Source organism: Anoxynatronum sibiricum (assembly GCF_039414295.1).
GTDB lineage: Bacteria > Bacillota > Clostridia > Peptostreptococcales > Tindalliaceae > Anoxynatronum > Anoxynatronum sibiricum.
Map to the genome: position 1 here is coordinate 109,806 of NZ_JBCITM010000011.1, position 18,006 is coordinate 127,811.

The window sequence follows — 18,006 nt, forward strand, 5'->3', positions numbered from 1 at the left end:
TTCATTTGTTAATCCAAATCATACTCCAATGCAGTTTCTTCTCCTTTTAGAACGCGCAATGCTCCCAGCGCCAGTGATCGCAGCTCATTTTCACCAGGTATGAGCTCCACCGGCGCAATAAACTCAACCCGCTTTTGGATCCATCCCGTCATCATCTCCGAATATGCAATTCCGCCGGTGATGACCACCCGGTCAACCTTCCCTTCAACAACTGTTGCCAACTCACCGATGGCCTTGGCAATTTGATAAGCCATGGCTTCATACACCAGTTTCGCCTCATCATTACCCTGGGCGATCATTTTCTCCACTTCCAGTGCACTGTTGGTATTCAAATAAGAGATGAGCCCGCCCTTGCCCCTGATTTTTTTCATTGCTGTCCCCTGCTCTTCTTTATAGCAAAGCTTCACCAGTTCCATGCAGGGAACACGCCCGGCCCGTTCCGGCGAAAAAGGCCCTTCGTCATCAGACACAATGTCGATCATGCGTCCCTGATGATGAACGCTGACCGTGATGCCGCCTCCCAAATGTGCCACAATTAAGTTCAGATCGCGATAGGGTTTTCCGACTCTTTTGGCCGTTTCAATGGCAGCTGCCCGCATATTCAGCGCATGGGACAGGCTTTTTCGCTTGATATCCGCCAAGCCGGAGATGCGTGCAATGGGTTCGAACTCATCCACTGCCACCGAATCGTAGATGAATGATGGGATTCCCAATGACTCTGCCATTTCATAGGCAATCAGCCCTCCCAGATTTGATGCGTGCTCCGCCAGTGGGCGATTTCGCAATCGGTCAACCATGGCCTCATTAACCCGGTAAGCACCAGATTTCACCGGCGGCAAGATACCACCCCGCCCCACCACAGCTTTCAGTTCTTCCAATCGTATGCCCCGCTCTTCCAACACGCTGGCAATGGCTGTCTTGCGCATCTGGTATTGATCTGCAATTTCCTTAAAAGGTGCCAGATCATCATTGGTATGCTCCAAATTCTGCTGAAAGACTTCTCTCTCGCTGTCGTAAAGCGCTATTTTAGTGGAAGTTGAACCTGGATTAATGGCCAGAATTTTCATCAATCGCATCCTCCTGTTCTTAAGGGCTGCCACAATCATTCCATCGATTGAGCTGCCATTTTATTTTATCATATCAAAAAAATGTGTAAATGCACACTCTTTTTTCACAGTCACCTTTCTGTTTCATCTGCGGCTGTCATTTCTTCCGATGCCCCTCTTGGCTTAACCCCTATGATCTCCCTCACCATGGTTACCTCATTGGTGATCATTCCATCAATATCATATTGCAGCACTTCACGAATATCTGCTTCTTCGTTCACTGTCCATACCCAGACACCACGGCCTGCCCGTCTGGCTTCCCGTACCAGTCTTCGACTCAGCATGCCTTTTTGAATCGTGTAAAAATCAACATCAAGCTGATCCAAGTCTCCCAGTGCATAGTACATGATTTGTCCCAGCCGCAATTCGGGTTTCAGGCGGCGCACTTCCTGCAAAAAATCACTATCAAAAGACTGCACATAGCTGTGTTCCACCATACCAGTTCTTTCGATCACGTTCACCAGTTCTCTGGCCAGTACTTCACCACTTCCATAGGTTTTTACATCAATCAGCGCCTCCGCCTGATGATCGATAAGTGCCAGGGCTTCTTCCAGTGTGGGAATTCTCTCGCCTTCAAAAGATGGGGAAAACGCACTCCCAATCTCCAGTTTCTGTATTTCTTCATGGGTAAGCTCTGCGACTCTGTCGTTCACTCCAGCCATTCGTGATAGTGTTGCATCATGATGCAGTACGATCACACCATCCCGCGTCATTTGAATGTCAAATTCGATCACATCAGCGCCCATCTCAATGGCCGACACAATGGCGCTGAGGGAATTTTCGGGCGTATTTTGCGAATCTGCCCGATGAGCGGCCACTGCCACATTCCTCCCCACATATAAAAGATCTTTGTTGAGGGTATACCCGGCATAAAATGAAACGAGCAGGTTAACAGCCAGAATAGCCGCCAGCAAATGGCGGCGCCGGCGAAACAGACGTTGCAGCAGCCTTTCAATTTTCTCAAGTGATGAAAACTGCCTAATCTTCAACAAATCTTTTGCTGGTACTCCCGCTCGCTCACTGGTTTTGTAATAAAGCCTTGTGAGAAAAATCATATTCACCGGCATCATCATCAGCGATAGCATCAGTGCCAAAAATCCCGATAATGTTGCCCAATACTGGCTGAACAAATAACTGGTGGCTATCCGCAGTTTTTCAGGCACCAGAGAGGCCGCTGTCAACGCACCCAATACCAGACCAAACAATATCACATTTAACGCCATCATCATCAGTAATGTTGACAACTTTGTTCGGTGAGTCAGCTGGATACTGGTGCGAATGGCCTGGCGGGTAGTTTTTCCCTCCAGAATAATTAAATGCAGCGCAAAAATCCAACGAATTAAAGTATAGACCAAGCCCACCACCATCACCCAGTACAACAGCCGGGTAACAAAGGTTGCGAGGATTTTTTCCATTAGCAGCGGCGGTACATTGACACGACTTGATATGAGCGGTTCAACAGGAAGTTCGATCAGAGGAATGATGACCAGCAATAGTAATATCAGGTAAACCATTCCAAACCCGATGATGCGTGGCACAGAATAAATGGCTGTGGCCATGGCCTCTGAAATCATCACCCGCTGCTGAAAAAATCGCTTCTGTGCGATGACAATGAGCGTTCCCAGTTCAAGAAATATCAGCATGACAGCCAGGGCTGCCAGCCCTAAAAACCCCAAAAGTCCTCTTGTATTCAGCAAAATGCGAAACACTTCACCGTTGAGAACGACGCCTGAACCGGTTAAAATCAAAATCCTGTTCAGCAGAAAAGCCAGTACCGGCACCAGCACATAACTGGTCAGCAACATGTACAAAAGTGCAAAGGCCATGTACTGGCGCCATGAACGCCGAAAATCCAAAAGGCTGTTCAGAATAAGTCTGATCACAGACAACTCCTTTCCTTCCTATGGAACGGAATTGATGAATGTCAATTGATACCTAGCAGTCTTTAGTTCAATGAATGCATCTTGTATAATACCGTATCTTCCACAATAAACCGAGTTTCGCACTGTTTATCTGTGGTACATATAAGATAAAGCAACGAAAGGATTTTGACAATGATCTCCGACAACCATCATCTTAACCATACAACCACAGCAGGAAATATCGACGGTCAGCAAATGGGCTGGCACTTTGACAACAGTTACCTGAATCTGCCGAATGGTCTTTATACCCTCGTGAAACCCACGCCTGTCACTGCTCCTGATTTGGTTCTGTTTAATGAAACACTGGCCGCCTCACTTGGCTTAAATGTTGCCGTTCTCAACACACCCGTAGGTGCTGCTATCTTGTCAGGCAATCAGCTTCCCTCTGGCACCGCATCACTGGCCCAGGCGTATGCCGGTCACCAGTTCGGTCAGTTTGTATTGTTGGGTGATGGCCGGGCCATCTTATTGGGCGAACACATGACTCCCATGGGAAAGCGGTTTGACATTCAACTGAAAGGCTCCGGTGCCACTCCCTATTCCCGGCGGGGTGACGGCCGGGCAGCTCTCGGCCCAATGCTTCGTGAGTACCTGATCAGTGAAGCAATGAATGCCCTTGGCATCCCCACCAGCAGAAGTCTGGCAGTGGTCACCACGGGTGAACCTGTGTTGCGCGAAACACAGCTTGAGGGGGCTGTCCTAACCCGTGTGGCTGCCAGCCATATACGCGTAGGCACTTTTCAATATGCAGCTGCTCGCCTTTCGTCGGAAGATTTGCGCAGTTTGGCCGATTACACCATCCAACGACATTATCCCGAAATTTCTTCATCTGATGAACCCTACCTGAGTTTACTACAATCTGTCATTTATCGACAGGCCTCATTGGTGGCCCAGTGGATGCTGGCGGGTTTCATTCATGGTGTGATGAATACTGACAATATGGCCATCAGCGGCGAAACCATCGACTATGGCCCCTGCGCTTTTATGGATACCTATCATCCCGGCACCGTGTTCAGTTCCATTGACCATGGCGGCCGCTATGCTTATGGCAACCAGCCTTCCATTGCCGGATGGAATCTTGCCCGGTTTGCCGAAACGCTGCTGCCACTGCTCCATTCAAAAAAAGAGATAGCCATGACAACTGCCCAGGGAGCACTTGAAAAATATGCTTCACTTTATCAACAGCACTGGCTGCAGGGAATGCGGTCAAAGCTGGGGCTGTTCAATGAGGAGGATCAGGACGAATCACTCATTACCCGGCTCCTTTCCCTCATAGAGACCCATAAGGAAGATTATACCAATACCTTTCTCGCCTTAACCCACGACAAAACAACTGAAACCAGCCTGAGCACCCAACCTGATTTTTCTGACTGGCTGGCAGCGTGGCAGGCTCGTCGCAAACGTCAACCTTATTCAATCAATGAATCGCAAGCCTTGATGCATCAGTCTAACCCTGCCGTGATTCCCCGTAATCATCATGTTGAACAAGTACTGGAGGCCGCTGTTTATCACCACGATTTTCAGGGGTTTCATCGCTTTCTTGAAGCGTTGTCACAACCGTATGCCCACACTTCCAGTCAGCAAACCTATGCAGATCCGCCACCGCCATCTTTCAAGCGGTACCGCACTTTCTGCGGCACTTAATACGTTCATCAGATAGAACTCAGTCTTAGCACTTGATGTTCATTGAGCCTGCTTCATATGCTTACATTTGTTCTTTCACACAACCGCACTGTTATAGCTTTATGTTTCGAATCACATGATATAACCCGTATGGAATCAGCAAAGCCCCAGCCAACCCAATAAAAAAGCTCACTTTGAAAAAACCGGCCAGCAGACCTGTCACCGCAGGATGCGTTGCTATCAGTTCGATGCCTGTCACTGCCAGAACGCAGCCAAAACCGATCCCCATTAATTTGAGGCTGGTTTTCATTGATGGCCCTTTCAGCAGCATGACGCGTTTTTGCATTGCTGTGTATTGGACATCTTCTGAATTTTTTCCTTCAAACTCCCTCAAATCATTTGCCTTTTTCCACATGTTCATTGTTGGACCTCCCGGTTTTTGAAGGCTTCCTGTTGATATCAGTTTATCATACTGTTATTGGGGTTGCCAGCCGTCTTTCTGCAGGGTTTTATTGATGATTTATGGTAAAATGGAATCAAAGGAGTGAATGCCATGCGCACTTTTCCATCCATTGATGAAGTACAAGAAATGCTTGAAAGGATATCCGACGAAATCCCCCAAGATTTCTACAGGGAATTAAACGGTGGGGTGGTACTGGTTGAGTACGCGAAAAAACACACCGATACCCAACCTGATTTTCCACTTTATATCATGGGAGAATATCAACGCAGCGCCATGGGGCGGCAAATAATTCTGTATTATGGTTCTTTCCAAAACGCCTACACTCATCTGTCGGAAAAAAGGCTGTATGAAAAACTTAAAGAAACACTTCTCCATGAATTTACCCACCATCTTGAGAACCTGGCTGGTGAACGGGGACTTGAGATTAAAGACGAAGATCAGTTGAATACTTACCGCCGGATCAGATCAAACCGTTGATCAAAAACACTAAAATACAGGCAGCCGCAGCTGCCTGTATTTTAGTGTTTTTTGATCTGTTGATAACGTTGAATATTATCTTCGTTGAGAAACTCATAGGCGTCGTTAATTTGCTGAAACTTTTTGGTGGCATCAGGACTCTGGTTAACATCAGGGTGGTGCATCTTGGCCATCTTGCGATATGCCAACTTAACCCTGTATTGATCTGCGTCTTCCGGCACCCCTAATACGTCACAGCTCTTTTGATATTTTTCACGAAATGCCACATACGGATTTGATGTTCCCTGACTATGACCATTTTGTTGATGGCCGGACTGTCCAAAACCAAACTGACTGTATGACCAGCCTCCTGCACCTGTACCACCGGTACTCCAGGAGCTGCTGTAAGTATTCTGCTGATTCCACTGCTGAAAGCGCTCTTCCCATTCCCGTTGCTGTTCATACCTTCGCTGGCGTTCCCGTTTAATTCGGTCTTCTTCCGCCTGGCGGTAAGCTTTTTTGAAGTGATCAAAGGCTTTGTAGCTGTAGCCGGATTTTCCCATCCAGCAATTTGCTGTATGAAAGAGATATTCTGTCAGAATATACTTCACATATTTGAGATAGGTGATGAAAAGTGCCCCCGCCACCGGAATGAACAGGATCATCATCAACAAAAGCAGCATGCCTGGATTTCCCAGCAACCAGGCTCCCAGAGGGCCGATCATCAGAAAGAAAAACAGACACCCGCCCATGCTGATTAGCACTGCACAACCTCGAAGAAAACTTTTAGCAATTAGTACCATGGTTTCAGTGGCGTAAATCAGGCCGTCAAGTACTGCACTAATCCCCTTCGCCAGTCCATAGACCCCTTTTCCAAGGATCTTTTTTATCAATATCATCCCACCTTCCACCATCTATCAATATCAATGGCTTTTTCACCGCCCATTGACTGCGAAATTATATTTTTCGCACCACCTGATTTTTACACGCCGGACAGGTCACCCTGACTTTTCCCTTGCCCTTAGGAACCCGCAGTGTTTTTTTACAATTAACACACTGAAAATAATGATGGGTTTTTGCATCTTGCCGACGCCTGTTCAAAAATCCCACTTTATCGATGATGGGACCTACTGCTTTTAAGAATTTCTGGTTTTCCAAACGACGCTGATAGACATTTTTGGAAAATGTACGATAAATACCAACCAACAAAGCTGTATATCCCACCATTACCAGTAATGATAAGCCAGCCCATCGGCCAATGAGGTTTATCACCGCTGCTGACACCAGAAGAAACAGGGAGAAATGGTCACCGCCAGCCCGTCCCACCATCCATCGCTGAAGCCAATTCATATCAACACTCCCTTCCCGATGATCAACACTGATCTTGCCAGCATCAATTCCGTTGATTATATCATACGCATTTTAAAACAGAAACATCATAAATGATCAGAATGAACTCTCCATGAACATGCTGAAAATAATGGTTGTGACTTCATTCTGAGAGCCACCGCAAACTCATCTCGCCAACCCCGCAGGAATACCATCTTGACAGGGCACCTTTGTCTGACATAACCCACACCCAGATATGTAATGGCTTTGGGTCAGCAGGGATGGCCCCAGCTCCTTCTTTAAACGGTTCAAATAGTCGCTGCACCGGTTCTTATCATGCCCTGCCGGTGTAATGGCATTGACCGGGCATCGATACATACAGGCCCCACAGGTGCCATTGGCATGGAAGGCGCACCATTCCTGGTGATTTCTATACTTTCTTTCATCGGCAGGCAGTGTTGCCTTTACCACCAGACTGGTGAAACGCATGGCTTTTCCCTGCCGGGTGATTAATCCTTCTGAGAGGCCAAAGGTTCCCAAGCCTGCCACAAAAGCTGTGTGTCGGTGGGACCAGTTGGATGCGAATCCATATCGAATGGAATTCTCACGCTGCAACGAGGGCAACAAATCAACAGCCACCGCCTCTATCCCTTCATCTGATAATGCAGCAACCAGTCTCTGACAATAATCTTTGATGAAAGCTTCCCATTCACCCCGGGTGACCAGCCATTTATCACAGGGAATCTCCCTTGCTCCTGCCTGGTCTTTTTTAGTGGCTGCTGTCTGTGAGAAACCAATGCTTACCACGGTGAGGGTCTCATCGTGTGATTGAAGCTCTTGTGAAGGATTGCTTTTTTCATAGACCTCTGACGGCAGCCAGTAAAAATCACCAATGTCATCCCGCAAAAATCCAAACAAGGGGTCATTTCCCGCTGCATATCCAGTGATGGGTGGCTGCCACATGGGCTCCAACGGCAGTTGCAATGATTCAAAGAAGTTCAGCTGTGAGGTTTCATAAACCCGCTGAATGATTTGGTTGATTAACGTTTTTGTCATACTATACCTCCCTGCCCATGCGGCAATCGGTGAAGTGTTGTCCATAAGCATTTCATTGTATTTCCTCCTAACCAGAAGGTTTGATATAAGCAGGTGGCGGTGATATCAGTGCTGCCAGAAAACCGGCGAGGGGAAATATCAGCATGACCAGAATGATGAATTGGTAGTTACCGAAGGTATCAAAGGCGATTCCAAAGGGGAGTGGCCCCAATGCAGAGCCGATAACCATGGCGGTCATACCCATTCCCCGAATACTGCCCAGATATCGCCGCCCAAAATAGTTAGGCCACCAAACGCCGGTACTTACCGAATCAACTGCTGAGTAAATGCCATGAACCAATGCGTAAACGATCAACAACAAACGCGACGGACTGTACAGAACCATGAACATGGAGATTGCCAGCAGTCCAAAATTAAAAGCCTTAAGCCGATGAACGCGATAATGATCACACAGCCATCCCGCCATAAAAGTCACCGGTAATTGCACCATGGCATACACACTGAGAATCAAAGCTGCAAATGAAGAATCAAAGCCCTTTTCTCCAATAATTGAAACCATGTGGAATGTAATGCCTGTATTGATCATGGATGGAATCAACATGCAGAAAATCATCATCCAGAATGCTCGCGTTTTCATTGCTTCTCCAGGTGTCCAATCGTGGGTTTCACTCAAACTTTCAAATGAACTCTCTTGCTGATTTGACAGCTGTGAAAGTTGCTGTTCGTTTTCATAGGCCATCATGCCATCAGGCCCCATTCCAATATCTTCAGGACGATTGCGAATTAAAAGCCATCCTGCCGGAACCATGATGCCCAATAGCAGTAGCGCCCAGAAGCGCCATGCAAATGCGGGACCGAAGTTGGTAATCAAATGATTGCTGATCACTGGAATCATGGCAGATCCAGCCACTCCTCCCAAAGCAGTCAAACTCAGTGCGATACCTCTTTTGCGAAGAAACCACTGTGGCGGCAGCGTTGATGATAACAGCGACATTGATCCTTGTCCCATCAGGCGAATCAGAAAGAAGCCCACTAAAAGCATCCATGGCGCCCTCATAAAGCTCATCCAAAGACAGGCCACTGCCAGAAGCATTGCAATTACAGGTGTCATCATCCGATGACCTCTACGATCTATCCATCTGCCTGCTAACGGCATCATCAGGCCGGCAGCCAATGTTCCAATGGAGTAAAAACCTGAAACCGCAGATCGGCTCCACCCTTCAGAGTCAATGTAAGAATTGATAAATACAGACACATTGTACGTTTGACCCGGTCCGGAAAAGAAAAGGATCAGCGCACTGATCCCCACAATCACCCAGCTGTAACCTGCAAAGGCCAGCGGATTGCTCGTATGTTTGTCATTAATATGTGTGTGTTTCATACGATCTCCTTACCTATTCTCTTTTTTATTCCAAAGACACCAGCCCTTTGAAGAGTGACACGACTGTTTCAATGATATCATCGGGAAAATCATATTCATAGGTGTGAAGCGGCGGGTGATGCTCACCGTTGCCAACGTAGAAAATGGCTCCTTTCGTCTGCTTCAGATAATGGCCAAAATCCTCCGATCCCCTGAATCCCATTTCCATTTCAATGAGTTGACGCCCCTGTTTTTTGCATACCTGGCGCACTTTTTCGGTGCTTTCTGCATGATTTGATGTCACAGGGAACACATCATTATATGAAAAGCTGACTTTAAGGCCTTCTTCCTTTGCAAACTGTTCAGCTAACTTTTCCAACTCATTTTGTAGCCGGTCCAGTTCTTCTTCGTATTGGGCGCGAATAGTTAACAGTAAGTCGCCTTTACTGGCGGCAATTCCAAAAGCCCGCTCTCCCACTGCCACCTGAATCACCGTTGCAAGTACCAGGCCTTTGTTATGGTCAGGACTTGTCAACTCAGGCAGTGCGCTGATGAGTCGAGCAACAGCATATGCCGGATTACGCCCATATTCTGGTTGACTGGCGTGAGTCGGCACCCCTTCCAGGTGAATGGTCATCCCCCGAGAAGCAAAATGGGCGGTCCCATCGATCACCATAACGGCATGCTTCGGTGCTTCGCTCCAATTGTGAAAAGCAAAAATTTCGTCAATATCTTCTTCATTAATAAATGCCACACATTCAGCAGCACCGTCACCTGTTTCTTCAGCATGCTGGAAGAGAAAGAAGACATTATGGTCGGCACCCAGCTGATCTATTTCCAATGCCAGCCCAGCCAAGCTGGCAGCATGCCCATCATGACCGCATTTGTGAGCAACCCCTGGTTTTCGAGATGCATGGGGAATATCCAGGTTTTCGTTCATCAGAATGGCATCAAAGTCTGCCCGGAAGGCAACGTTTCCATGAGGGTTCTTTCCTCGGTATATCGCATAAAACCAGCGGCCACGGTCTTTTATATCAAGCTGTGTATGGGTATTTAGAAATTGAATCAAATGGTTTTTTGTCCAGGTTTCTTCATTGGAAGGCTCCGGGTGTTTATGCAATTCATGACGGAGTGTTTTTACCAGTGTCAGGTTTTCCGGGTTCATCTCAACAGCTCCTCTCTATTTGCTTCTTTCATTGTATCAGGGTTTCATCATCTGGTCCAGAAAAGGAAAACTGCCGATACCTATCATCGGCAGTTGCAAATATGGTGCATTCGCTCAAGCTTAATCATGGGGTTCGACTGAGTGCTGTGTTTGACAATTGTCAGGCTGGTCGTTCAGGCTGGTTCATTGATCATGCCAGTTGGCTACTTCATGATCTGACAAATTTTATTGGAAAGCGCCACCGGATCCTCCACCGGCAAACCTTCAATTAATCTGGCCTGCTGATAAAGCAGTTCTGTATACAACTTAAACTTCTCCTTGTCTTCCTTATAGGCCTGTTGCAATGACTTGAATACTTCATGGTTCATATTAACTTCAAGCACCTTGTCAGCTTTCACTTCCTGTTCGTTGGGCAGTGCATTCAGCACTTTCTCCATTTCAATAGAAATATCCCCTTCATTCACCAGGCAAACTGGATGCTGTTTCAGTCTTTTGGAAGCGCGCACCCCTTTAATTTGCTCAGTGAGCATTTCCTTCATTTCAGCAAACAGATCTTTGTTTTCTTTTTCAGCGTCATCAGATGCTTTGTTTTCTTCGGTATCAATGTCAAGGTCGCCACTGGAAACAGACTTGAACTCTTTTTCTTTGTACTCACGCAACATTTTAATGGCAAACTCGTCCACATCATCTGTGAAATAAAGAATTTCATAGCCTTTGTCTTTAACCATTTCTGTCTGCGGCAGTTTTTCGATGCGATCCACCGAATCTCCCACGGCATAGTAAATATGTTTTTGATCTTCCGGCATTCGGGATACGTATTCAGACAGACTTGCCTGCTTATTCTCTTTGGATGAGTGGAACAATAACAGTTCCTGAAGATCATCCCGGTGACTGCCAAAATCGCTGTAGACCCCATACTTCAATTGCCGGCCAAATGACTGGTAGAACTTTTCATAGCTTTCGCGATGATTTTCCAGCAGATCCACCAGTTCTTTCTGAATCTTGCTCTTGATATTTTTGGCAATGACTTTTAACTGCCCGTCATGCTGCAGCATTTCCCTGGAAATGTTGAGAGACAAGTCTTCTGAATCAACAACACCCTTTACAAAGCTGAAGTAATCTGGCAACAGTTCGCCACATTTTTCCATGATCAAAACACCATTGGCATAAAGTTCCAGCCCTTTTTCATATTCCCGTGTATAAAAATCATAGGGCGCTTTTTCGGGAATAAACAGCACTGCCCGATAAGAAACCATTCCTTCTGTATTAATGTGAACGTGCCTGATGGGTTTGTCGAATCCAAAGTGCTTTTCAAAATAGAACTTCTCATAGTCATCATCTGTGAGTTCATTCCGGTTTTTCTTCCAGATGGGCACCATACTGTTGATAACCTGTTCTTCAGTGTACTCCTCGTATTCTTCCTGGTTATCTTCTTTAGGTTTGGTTCTGGTCACATTCATTTTGATGGGATAGCGGATAAAGTCGGAATACTTTTTAATAATGGTACGCAGGGTGTACTCTTCCAAATACTTATCATACTGATCATCTTCAGTATTCTCCTTGAGCTTTAAAACAATTTCTGTGCCATAGGTTTCTTTCTGGCAGGGCTCTACGGTGTATCCCTCAATCCCCTTTGATTCCCATTTATGTGCTTCTTCAGTTCCAAAAGCTTTGCTGATAATGGTCACTTCATCTGCCACCATGAAAGCTGAATAGAAGCCAACTCCAAACTGCCCTATGATCTCGTGGCCATCTTTTGGCTCATTGTCTTTTTTAAAAGACAATGAGCCGCTTTTGGCGATGACACCGATGTTATCCTCCAGTTCTTCTGCAGTCATACCGATTCCGGTGTCGATGATTCTCAGCAGTCTGTTTTCTTTATCTGCCTCCACCCGAATATAAAAATCGTCTTTGTTGAACTGAATGGTTTCATCTGTCAGCGCTTTGTAGTAAACCTTGTCAATGGCATCGCTGGCATTTGAAATCAGTTCCCTAAGAAAAATATCCTTATTGGTGTAGATGGAATGAATCACGATGTCCAGCAGTCGTTTGGTTTCTGCCTGAAACTGTTTGGTTTGCATTTGTACTCCTCCTTTAGTCGATCTTCATTTGATCTTCATAAAAATGTGTCACTTTTTCTCAAAAAAGGTATACCAAAAGCTGCGCTGATTGTCAATTATCTTCGACCAAATTCCATTCTAGCATAAATTGGATTTGCTCCGCCAGGTCTTTGGGGTATAATGGTGATAACTACGGAAAGGACTGATGCTGAATGGTCAGTACCGTCTGCGCTTTTTTATTATATCAGAAACTGGTGATGACCGTCGTTACCGAAGAGCTGGAGACAAAACTCCTTGCATCTGTTAAAGAAGCCGGTGCCAAGGGTGGGACTTTTATTAAGGCAAAGGGCACTGCCCCCTGGCGTGAATGGTCTTCTTCAACCACCTCTGAGCATCAAGGCAAAGAACTGCTGCTCACCATTGTTCATGAAGATCTGGTGGAAGCTCTATTATCCACCATTGACCAACAGTTGCAATTGTCTCAGTCACCGGCAGGCATTTCATTTGTCATTGATCTGAAACAGGTTCGGGGCGTCATTGGCAGCCTGGAGGAGCTACAGGAGGGGATTATGTTGAAGGAAAGAATTAAAAGCGGCTATGAGCTGATCATCACCATTGTTGACCAGGGACGTTCTGGTGTTGTGCTGGAAGCCGCTCGAAGCCAGGGAGCCACGGGGGGCACTGTGATGGCCGGCAAAGGTATTGGAGCGCTTGACCAGAGCATACGACTGGAGGTTCCCATTACCCCCGAAAAAGAAATTGTGTTAATCCTGGCGAAAGCAGATAAGGCTGATCTCATCATGGATGCCATTATGGAAAAAGCAGAAATTAATCAACCCGGTAAGGGCATTGCTTTTTTGCTTGATGTGGAGAGAACCGTTGGGCTTCAGCCGTAATCAACGCCATCATACCTTTGAGGAGAGGTTGTTCCGTGTTTAATGTCAAAGACTATTTTCATCGCGATGAAGTCGTTGAGCTCACTCAAAAACTCATCAGCATTCCCAGTCATAAAGATATTCCCCATCAGGAAAAAGAAGTGGCTGAGTTCATCTATGATTATTGTGGTTCTCATGGATTAGAGGTACAGTTGCAGGAAGTGGTTGACCAGCGTAAAAACGTACTCGCCTTTCTCAGAGGCAGCGGTGTTGGCAATTCCTTGATGCTGAATGGTCATACCGATACTATTACCCCCTACCGCATGACCATTGATCCTTTTCATGAGTGTGTACGGGATGGCTATGTATGGGGGCGGGGGGCTGCTGATATGAAAGGCGGCCTGGCTTGCATGATCACTACCATGGTGGCGATGAAGCGGGCAGGTATTGTTCCCGATGGCGATATTGTATTTGCAGGTGTCATCGGCGAAGAAGGAAAAAGCGAAGGGACAGAGCATTTGATTCATTCCGGGATTCGAACCAGTGCCGCCATTGTTGGCGAACCTTCAAACTACGAATATGCCGTGGGACACCGTGGCCTGGAGTGGTTTGATGTAGTCTTTACCGGCATAGCTTCTCACAGTGGCAGTCCAGAAAACAGTGTCAATGCCATTGAAAAAGCGGCAGAATTCATCTACAGGGCCAAACGCGAGCTTTATCCCAAGATACGACAGCGGGAAGATGAATTCATGGGTGTTTCCCTGATGAATGTGGGAATTATTGAGGGTGGCCTGGGACAAAGCACCGTGGCCGACCAGTGCACAGTGAAAATCGACCGCCGTTATATCCCTGGCGAAACTGTGGAATCGGTTCTTCAGGAGTATCAGGATCTCCTAAACAGCATGAAGGAAGAAGACCCTGCTATGAAGGCTACCATCATCAAAAGCGCAGAAAACGTCACTGCCTTAAACCACCCGCCGCTCATAACACCCATGTCTGAACCGATTGTGCATGCAGTCAGAAAAGCTCTCAGCGAGGTCATTAAACGGGACCCCAAAATCACACGGGGCCGGGGCTGGACCGATGCAGCCCTTCTCAGTGTTTATGGAAAAATCCCCACAGTCGTTGTTGGACCGGGGGATATTCGCCTCTCTCATACAGAGGCTGAGCGCATCGCCATCAGAGATCTGGTCAATACGGTGGATGTTTATGCACGTATCATTGATAATTTTTGCATCAAAGATAAGATCATGGACGAAAACAGCACTCTCATCATGGATTGACCGGACTAACCAATGCTTCGTTCATCTCTTTTCTGCACCGTTGGCAGATACCTGTCATCATAATCGTAATATCTTCAATGGCGTCCTGATATTTTTTCTCAATGTAGTCCCGCTGTTCCACCATATCCCGGAACACCTGATGATCCGAATATTCTCTGATGGCACCGCACCGGTTGCACTTAAAATGGATGTGCATTTTCTTCTGGCTGAACAGGTACAATTCATAATAACGGTCGTGATGAATCGCCAGCTCTTTGATGATCCCCATTTTAAGCAGTATGTCGATGGTGCGGTAGACCGTCGGAAGACTGATGCCCTTACTCTTTATTTGTTCATACATTTCTTCCGGCTTTAAGTGCCTGTCTGTCTCAACAAAAAGACTTATGATGATTTCCCGCGTTTTCGTGATACGGTACCCTTCAGATTTGATCATCTGTATGATCTCAGCGACTTTTCTGTCCATGTTCAACACCACCTTTGCTCTCCCAATTCATGTGCTGGGCTAATTGATTCACTCATCTTTCAGGGGGGAGTTGATTTTATGTTGTTGTTTCACGAATCATCACATCAACTTCCTCCCACTCCTGATACGATTCGAATGAAAGACCAGTGATCTCTGCTGCAACTTGAGTCAGTGGCATGAGGTCATTTTTGCATATGCTCGACAAGGTGTATTTACGGCACAGCGCCATCAACTGCTGAAGCCCTGTATTGGTTTTTTGAAGAAACCGGTAGACGCCCAACGCTCCTGCCGACATGTCAAGGGCTGCCACTCCATACCGCTGTACCAGCCCTGCCAACTCTTCCAACTCTTGTGGACTGTCGGTGTTTTTAATTTGTCTGCCGGCATTCTCACCCACCATGGCCGCTGCCATGGCTGCTCGTCCAATTCCAATGATCTTAATGTGAGAACTTCCGAGAGCCAGTCCTTTGAATATCTGATCTTCAAATGCAAAACCACCGGCAATGGCCAAGTCTGGAATATAGAGGCCCTGTCGGCTCATTTTCTCGCATATTTCGTTCAAAATACCCAGCATGTACACCGTGGGATACCCCCACTCATTCATCATACGAATCGGGCTGTTACCGGTTCCGCCACCGGCAGTATCCACTGTAACCAGATCCACACCAGCCTTTGAAGCCATCAACAGTAAACGTGCCATATCAGTAATTCTAAAGGGGCCGGTTTTAACAGCAACCAACTTAACCCCCATGGCTCTCAGTGATTTTACACGATCAATCAGTTGGTCTTCTGTCCACGCCGGCAATTTCCCAATTTTATAAAACGGCCCAACTATTCCTTTTCCAAGAGCCTCCTGCACTGTTATATTTTCAGGATCAGGGTCAATTGTATACCCCAGTTTCTTCAGTTCCATCGCTTTCTCAATGGTGGGCACTTTTCCCATTCCCTGTATTCCCTTGGCCGCCTGAGCCACTTTCAGCTCCACTGCTTCAAAACCCACCACATTCACAGCGTATTCCAGCAACCCCAGACGCTCGTCATCAGGATTTGCCTGCACCATCAATGCGCCATGCCCATCGTAATATTGATAAAACGCCTCATGCATTTCGTGTAATAAGGGAAGTTTAATTACTTTTCCATTGTTAAATACTGCATTGGGATCTGTTGTGGGCATGTCTTCACCAATAACAGCCATCACACCGCTTAAAGCCGCACCGCCAAAGTACCCCTTCCAGTGAAGCTTCGCCATGGCAGGAAAGATATACGGTGCCCTCAGTTTGATGCTTGTGCTCTTTGCGCCCACTTCACAGCAAATGTCTGCATGGCAATACTCCAGTTGGTCAACAGATGATCCGAATGCACCGAAACACCTGCCATTAATATTCAGATGCGAAAGATCGACAGGATAATCTTTTTCTGAGGCCGCCTGTGAAGTTGCCCGCGCCGTTGGGTATAGCACTTCAGGTCCCCTAAGCGCAGATTGTCCAATTTCACAGGGTCCGTTGCAGTTATCTGTACAAACAGTACACATTCCAGTGGTCGGTGAACAGTTTTTGGGGGTTCGAATGCTGGTTTTATTGGTTGTAGTGGCATTGTATCGGCTGAAACTCATGGTCAACCTCCTTATCTCTCACACGTCATAATGGAAAGCACCTCATAGCACGATTTGCGCTCATCTTTCTGACACACGTGATTCTACTTTTATTGTAGCTCTTTTTGAACATATGTCAAATATAATTTTACCATGTCGATTAGCCAAATCTCAGCTCTTTCATGTTTGTGACGAAACCAACTAATCTGTTACCCATCGTTTCACATATAAAAAACCCCCCAAGGCATACGTTTGATATCTGATTGATATCAAACGTATACCTTGGGGGGCAATATGGTTAAACAGCATGCTTCTATGGTTTCTTTGATTATTCAAGTGAACTGTGGGGGGTTCTTTTTGATGTGTTGTATCCCAATTCATAATACTGATTCTGATTAAATGTGAAGGTTTTTATTATCTCCAATCCGAGTTTTTCTGTATGAGCTTTCAAAGATCTGGCATTTGTCTGGCTGATAAATGTGATTAAAATGGGGAACCGCTTGTGCATTTGTGTTCTGGAAAACTCATAAAGATTGGGAAGCACCTCTGTGCCCCGATAGTCTTTATGAATGCAAATAGGTCCATATTGATATGAGTTTTCAACAGATAGTATACGGCCCATATATTCTGTTTCTGGCAGATCTTGAATCATATGCTGAAAAAGGGGCCAGGCTGACCAATAATCCCATGATGCTGCCATGGCATAACCCACCACTTGATCACCATCACAGGCGATCGCCAACCCATTTTCGGTCTCTATTAGTCCCCTGAACTGTTCTTCGGTGAACAGGGTTGTGACAAATCCGTCTGGTTTATCAGCATCGCTGATGGTGGACACGTGGTAAAGTTGCTGCAACGCCGAAATACCTGGAATATCTTCAACTGCTGCATTTCTGTAAATCACTCAGTCCCACTCCTTCTATACAAAATTTTTCACCTTGTAACCTTTTTCCAATTCTATCATACCACTTCCATTGACGGCTGATAATTCAACTTTTCCTTATTCATCAATTCTTGTTCAATAAACGCGCTGCACAACCAACCACAATGTCATCAATGATTCAGGAAACCCTTAATGGTCTTCCTTTTAAGACCTCGCTTGAAACCGATGGAGCCGGCAACCCTGTTTTTGGCAATAGAGAAATACAACTTTTGGCAGTCAAAAATGCAATTACCAGCGTTACCAAAATTACTTCATTAATGAATTGGCCATACGATAACTTTTCCCTGTGAACATTAACATATGAGAATGAT

General features: G+C 46.2%; 17 protein-coding genes. 5 read left to right on the forward strand and 12 right to left on the reverse strand.

The window, feature by feature from the left end; all coding sequences use genetic code 11:
• Positions 1-8: 8 nt before the first annotated feature.
• Together buk and AAIG11_RS11560 are read right to left on the reverse strand one after the other, a co-directional pair.
• Entirely contained in the window at positions 9-1,067 is a 1,059-nt protein-coding gene (buk, locus tag AAIG11_RS11555) for a butyrate kinase (protein ID WP_343186406.1), read from the reverse strand.
• Between the two features lie 110 nt (positions 1,068-1,177).
• Positions 1,178-2,989 (reverse strand): glycerophosphodiester phosphodiesterase family protein, encoded by a 1,812-nt coding sequence (locus AAIG11_RS11560; RefSeq protein WP_343186407.1) that lies wholly within the window; start codon positions 2,987-2,989, stop codon positions 1,178-1,180.
• Between the two features lie 171 nt (positions 2,990-3,160).
• Between AAIG11_RS11560 and AAIG11_RS11565 the strand changes: the two genes are divergently transcribed.
• Positions 3,161-4,672 (forward strand): protein adenylyltransferase SelO, encoded by a 1,512-nt coding sequence (locus tag AAIG11_RS11565; RefSeq protein ID WP_343186408.1) that lies wholly within the window; start codon positions 3,161-3,163, stop codon positions 4,670-4,672.
• Between the two features lie 91 nt (positions 4,673-4,763).
• Here AAIG11_RS11565 and AAIG11_RS11570 read toward each other — a convergent pair whose 3' ends face one another.
• Positions 4,764-5,072: a hypothetical protein gene (locus tag AAIG11_RS11570; protein ID WP_343186409.1), complete on the reverse strand. Its 309-nt coding sequence runs from the start codon at positions 5,070-5,072 to the stop codon at positions 4,764-4,766.
• A gap of 132 nt (positions 5,073-5,204) precedes the next feature.
• Between AAIG11_RS11570 and AAIG11_RS11575 the strand changes: the two genes are divergently transcribed.
• Positions 5,205-5,591 (forward strand): metallopeptidase family protein, encoded by a 387-nt coding sequence (locus tag AAIG11_RS11575; RefSeq protein ID WP_283407487.1) that lies wholly within the window; start codon positions 5,205-5,207, stop codon positions 5,589-5,591.
• Positions 5,592-5,632: 41 nt separating this feature from the next.
• Here the strand turns inward: AAIG11_RS11575 and AAIG11_RS11580 are convergent, their stop codons facing one another.
• The 6 genes from AAIG11_RS11580 to htpG form a co-directional block, all read right to left on the reverse strand.
• Positions 5,633-6,463 carry a J domain-containing protein gene (locus AAIG11_RS11580; protein WP_343186410.1) on the reverse strand — a complete coding sequence of 277 codons (831 nt, stop codon included), beginning with the start codon at positions 6,461-6,463 and terminating at the stop codon, positions 5,633-5,635.
• A gap of 64 nt (positions 6,464-6,527) precedes the next feature.
• Positions 6,528-6,920, reverse strand: coding sequence for a hypothetical protein (locus AAIG11_RS11585; RefSeq protein WP_283407489.1), 393 nt, complete (start codon positions 6,918-6,920; stop codon positions 6,528-6,530).
• Between the two features lie 165 nt (positions 6,921-7,085).
• Positions 7,086-7,955: a hypothetical protein gene (locus tag AAIG11_RS11590; RefSeq protein ID WP_343186411.1), complete on the reverse strand. Its 870-nt coding sequence runs from the start codon at positions 7,953-7,955 to the stop codon at positions 7,086-7,088.
• 67 nt (positions 7,956-8,022) lie between these two features.
• Positions 8,023-9,336 carry an MFS transporter gene (locus AAIG11_RS11595; RefSeq protein ID WP_343186412.1) on the reverse strand — a complete coding sequence of 438 codons (1,314 nt, stop codon included), beginning with the start codon at positions 9,334-9,336 and terminating at the stop codon, positions 8,023-8,025.
• 25 nt (positions 9,337-9,361) lie between these two features.
• On the reverse strand, positions 9,362-10,480 hold the full coding sequence (locus tag AAIG11_RS11600) for an amidohydrolase (RefSeq protein WP_343186413.1): 1,119 nt from the start codon (positions 10,478-10,480) through the stop codon (positions 9,362-9,364).
• 203 nt (positions 10,481-10,683) lie between these two features.
• Positions 10,684-12,561, reverse strand: a complete 1,878-nt coding sequence (htpG, locus tag AAIG11_RS11605) for a molecular chaperone HtpG (RefSeq protein ID WP_343186414.1) — start codon at positions 12,559-12,561, stop codon at positions 10,684-10,686.
• 191 nt (positions 12,562-12,752) lie between these two features.
• Between htpG and AAIG11_RS11610 the strand changes: the two genes are divergently transcribed.
• Both AAIG11_RS11610 and AAIG11_RS11615 read left to right on the forward strand, forming a co-directional pair.
• Positions 12,753-13,436: a P-II family nitrogen regulator gene (locus AAIG11_RS11610; RefSeq protein WP_343186415.1), complete on the forward strand. Its 684-nt coding sequence runs from the start codon at positions 12,753-12,755 to the stop codon at positions 13,434-13,436.
• A gap of 35 nt (positions 13,437-13,471) precedes the next feature.
• Positions 13,472-14,698: a M20 family metallopeptidase gene (locus AAIG11_RS11615; RefSeq protein ID WP_343186416.1), complete on the forward strand. Its 1,227-nt coding sequence runs from the start codon at positions 13,472-13,474 to the stop codon at positions 14,696-14,698.
• Here the strand turns inward: AAIG11_RS11615 and AAIG11_RS11620 are convergent.
• The 3 genes from AAIG11_RS11620 to AAIG11_RS11630 all read right to left on the reverse strand — a co-directional run bounded on the left by AAIG11_RS11620 (position 14,688) and on the right by AAIG11_RS11630 (position 17,656).
• Complete coding sequence (locus tag AAIG11_RS11620; RefSeq protein WP_343186417.1) at positions 14,688-15,161, reverse strand: Fur family transcriptional regulator; 474 nt, start codon at positions 15,159-15,161, stop codon at positions 14,688-14,690. The genes AAIG11_RS11615 and AAIG11_RS11620 overlap by 11 nt on opposite strands.
• A 76-nt stretch (positions 15,162-15,237) precedes the next feature.
• Complete coding sequence (locus tag AAIG11_RS11625; RefSeq protein WP_343186418.1) at positions 15,238-16,773, reverse strand: glutamate synthase-related protein; 1,536 nt, start codon at positions 16,771-16,773, stop codon at positions 15,238-15,240.
• Between the two features lie 307 nt (positions 16,774-17,080).
• The gene (locus AAIG11_RS11630; protein WP_343186419.1) at positions 17,081-17,656 is read right to left on the reverse strand and encodes a GNAT family N-acetyltransferase; all 576 of its coding nucleotides are present in this window, start codon (positions 17,654-17,656) and stop codon (positions 17,081-17,083) included.
• 152 nt (positions 17,657-17,808) lie between these two features.
• Between AAIG11_RS11630 and AAIG11_RS11635 the strand changes: the two genes are divergently transcribed.
• Positions 17,809-17,985 (forward strand): hypothetical protein, encoded by a 177-nt coding sequence (locus AAIG11_RS11635; RefSeq protein WP_343186420.1) that lies wholly within the window; start codon positions 17,809-17,811, stop codon positions 17,983-17,985.
• Positions 17,986-18,006: the final 21 nt, after the last annotated feature.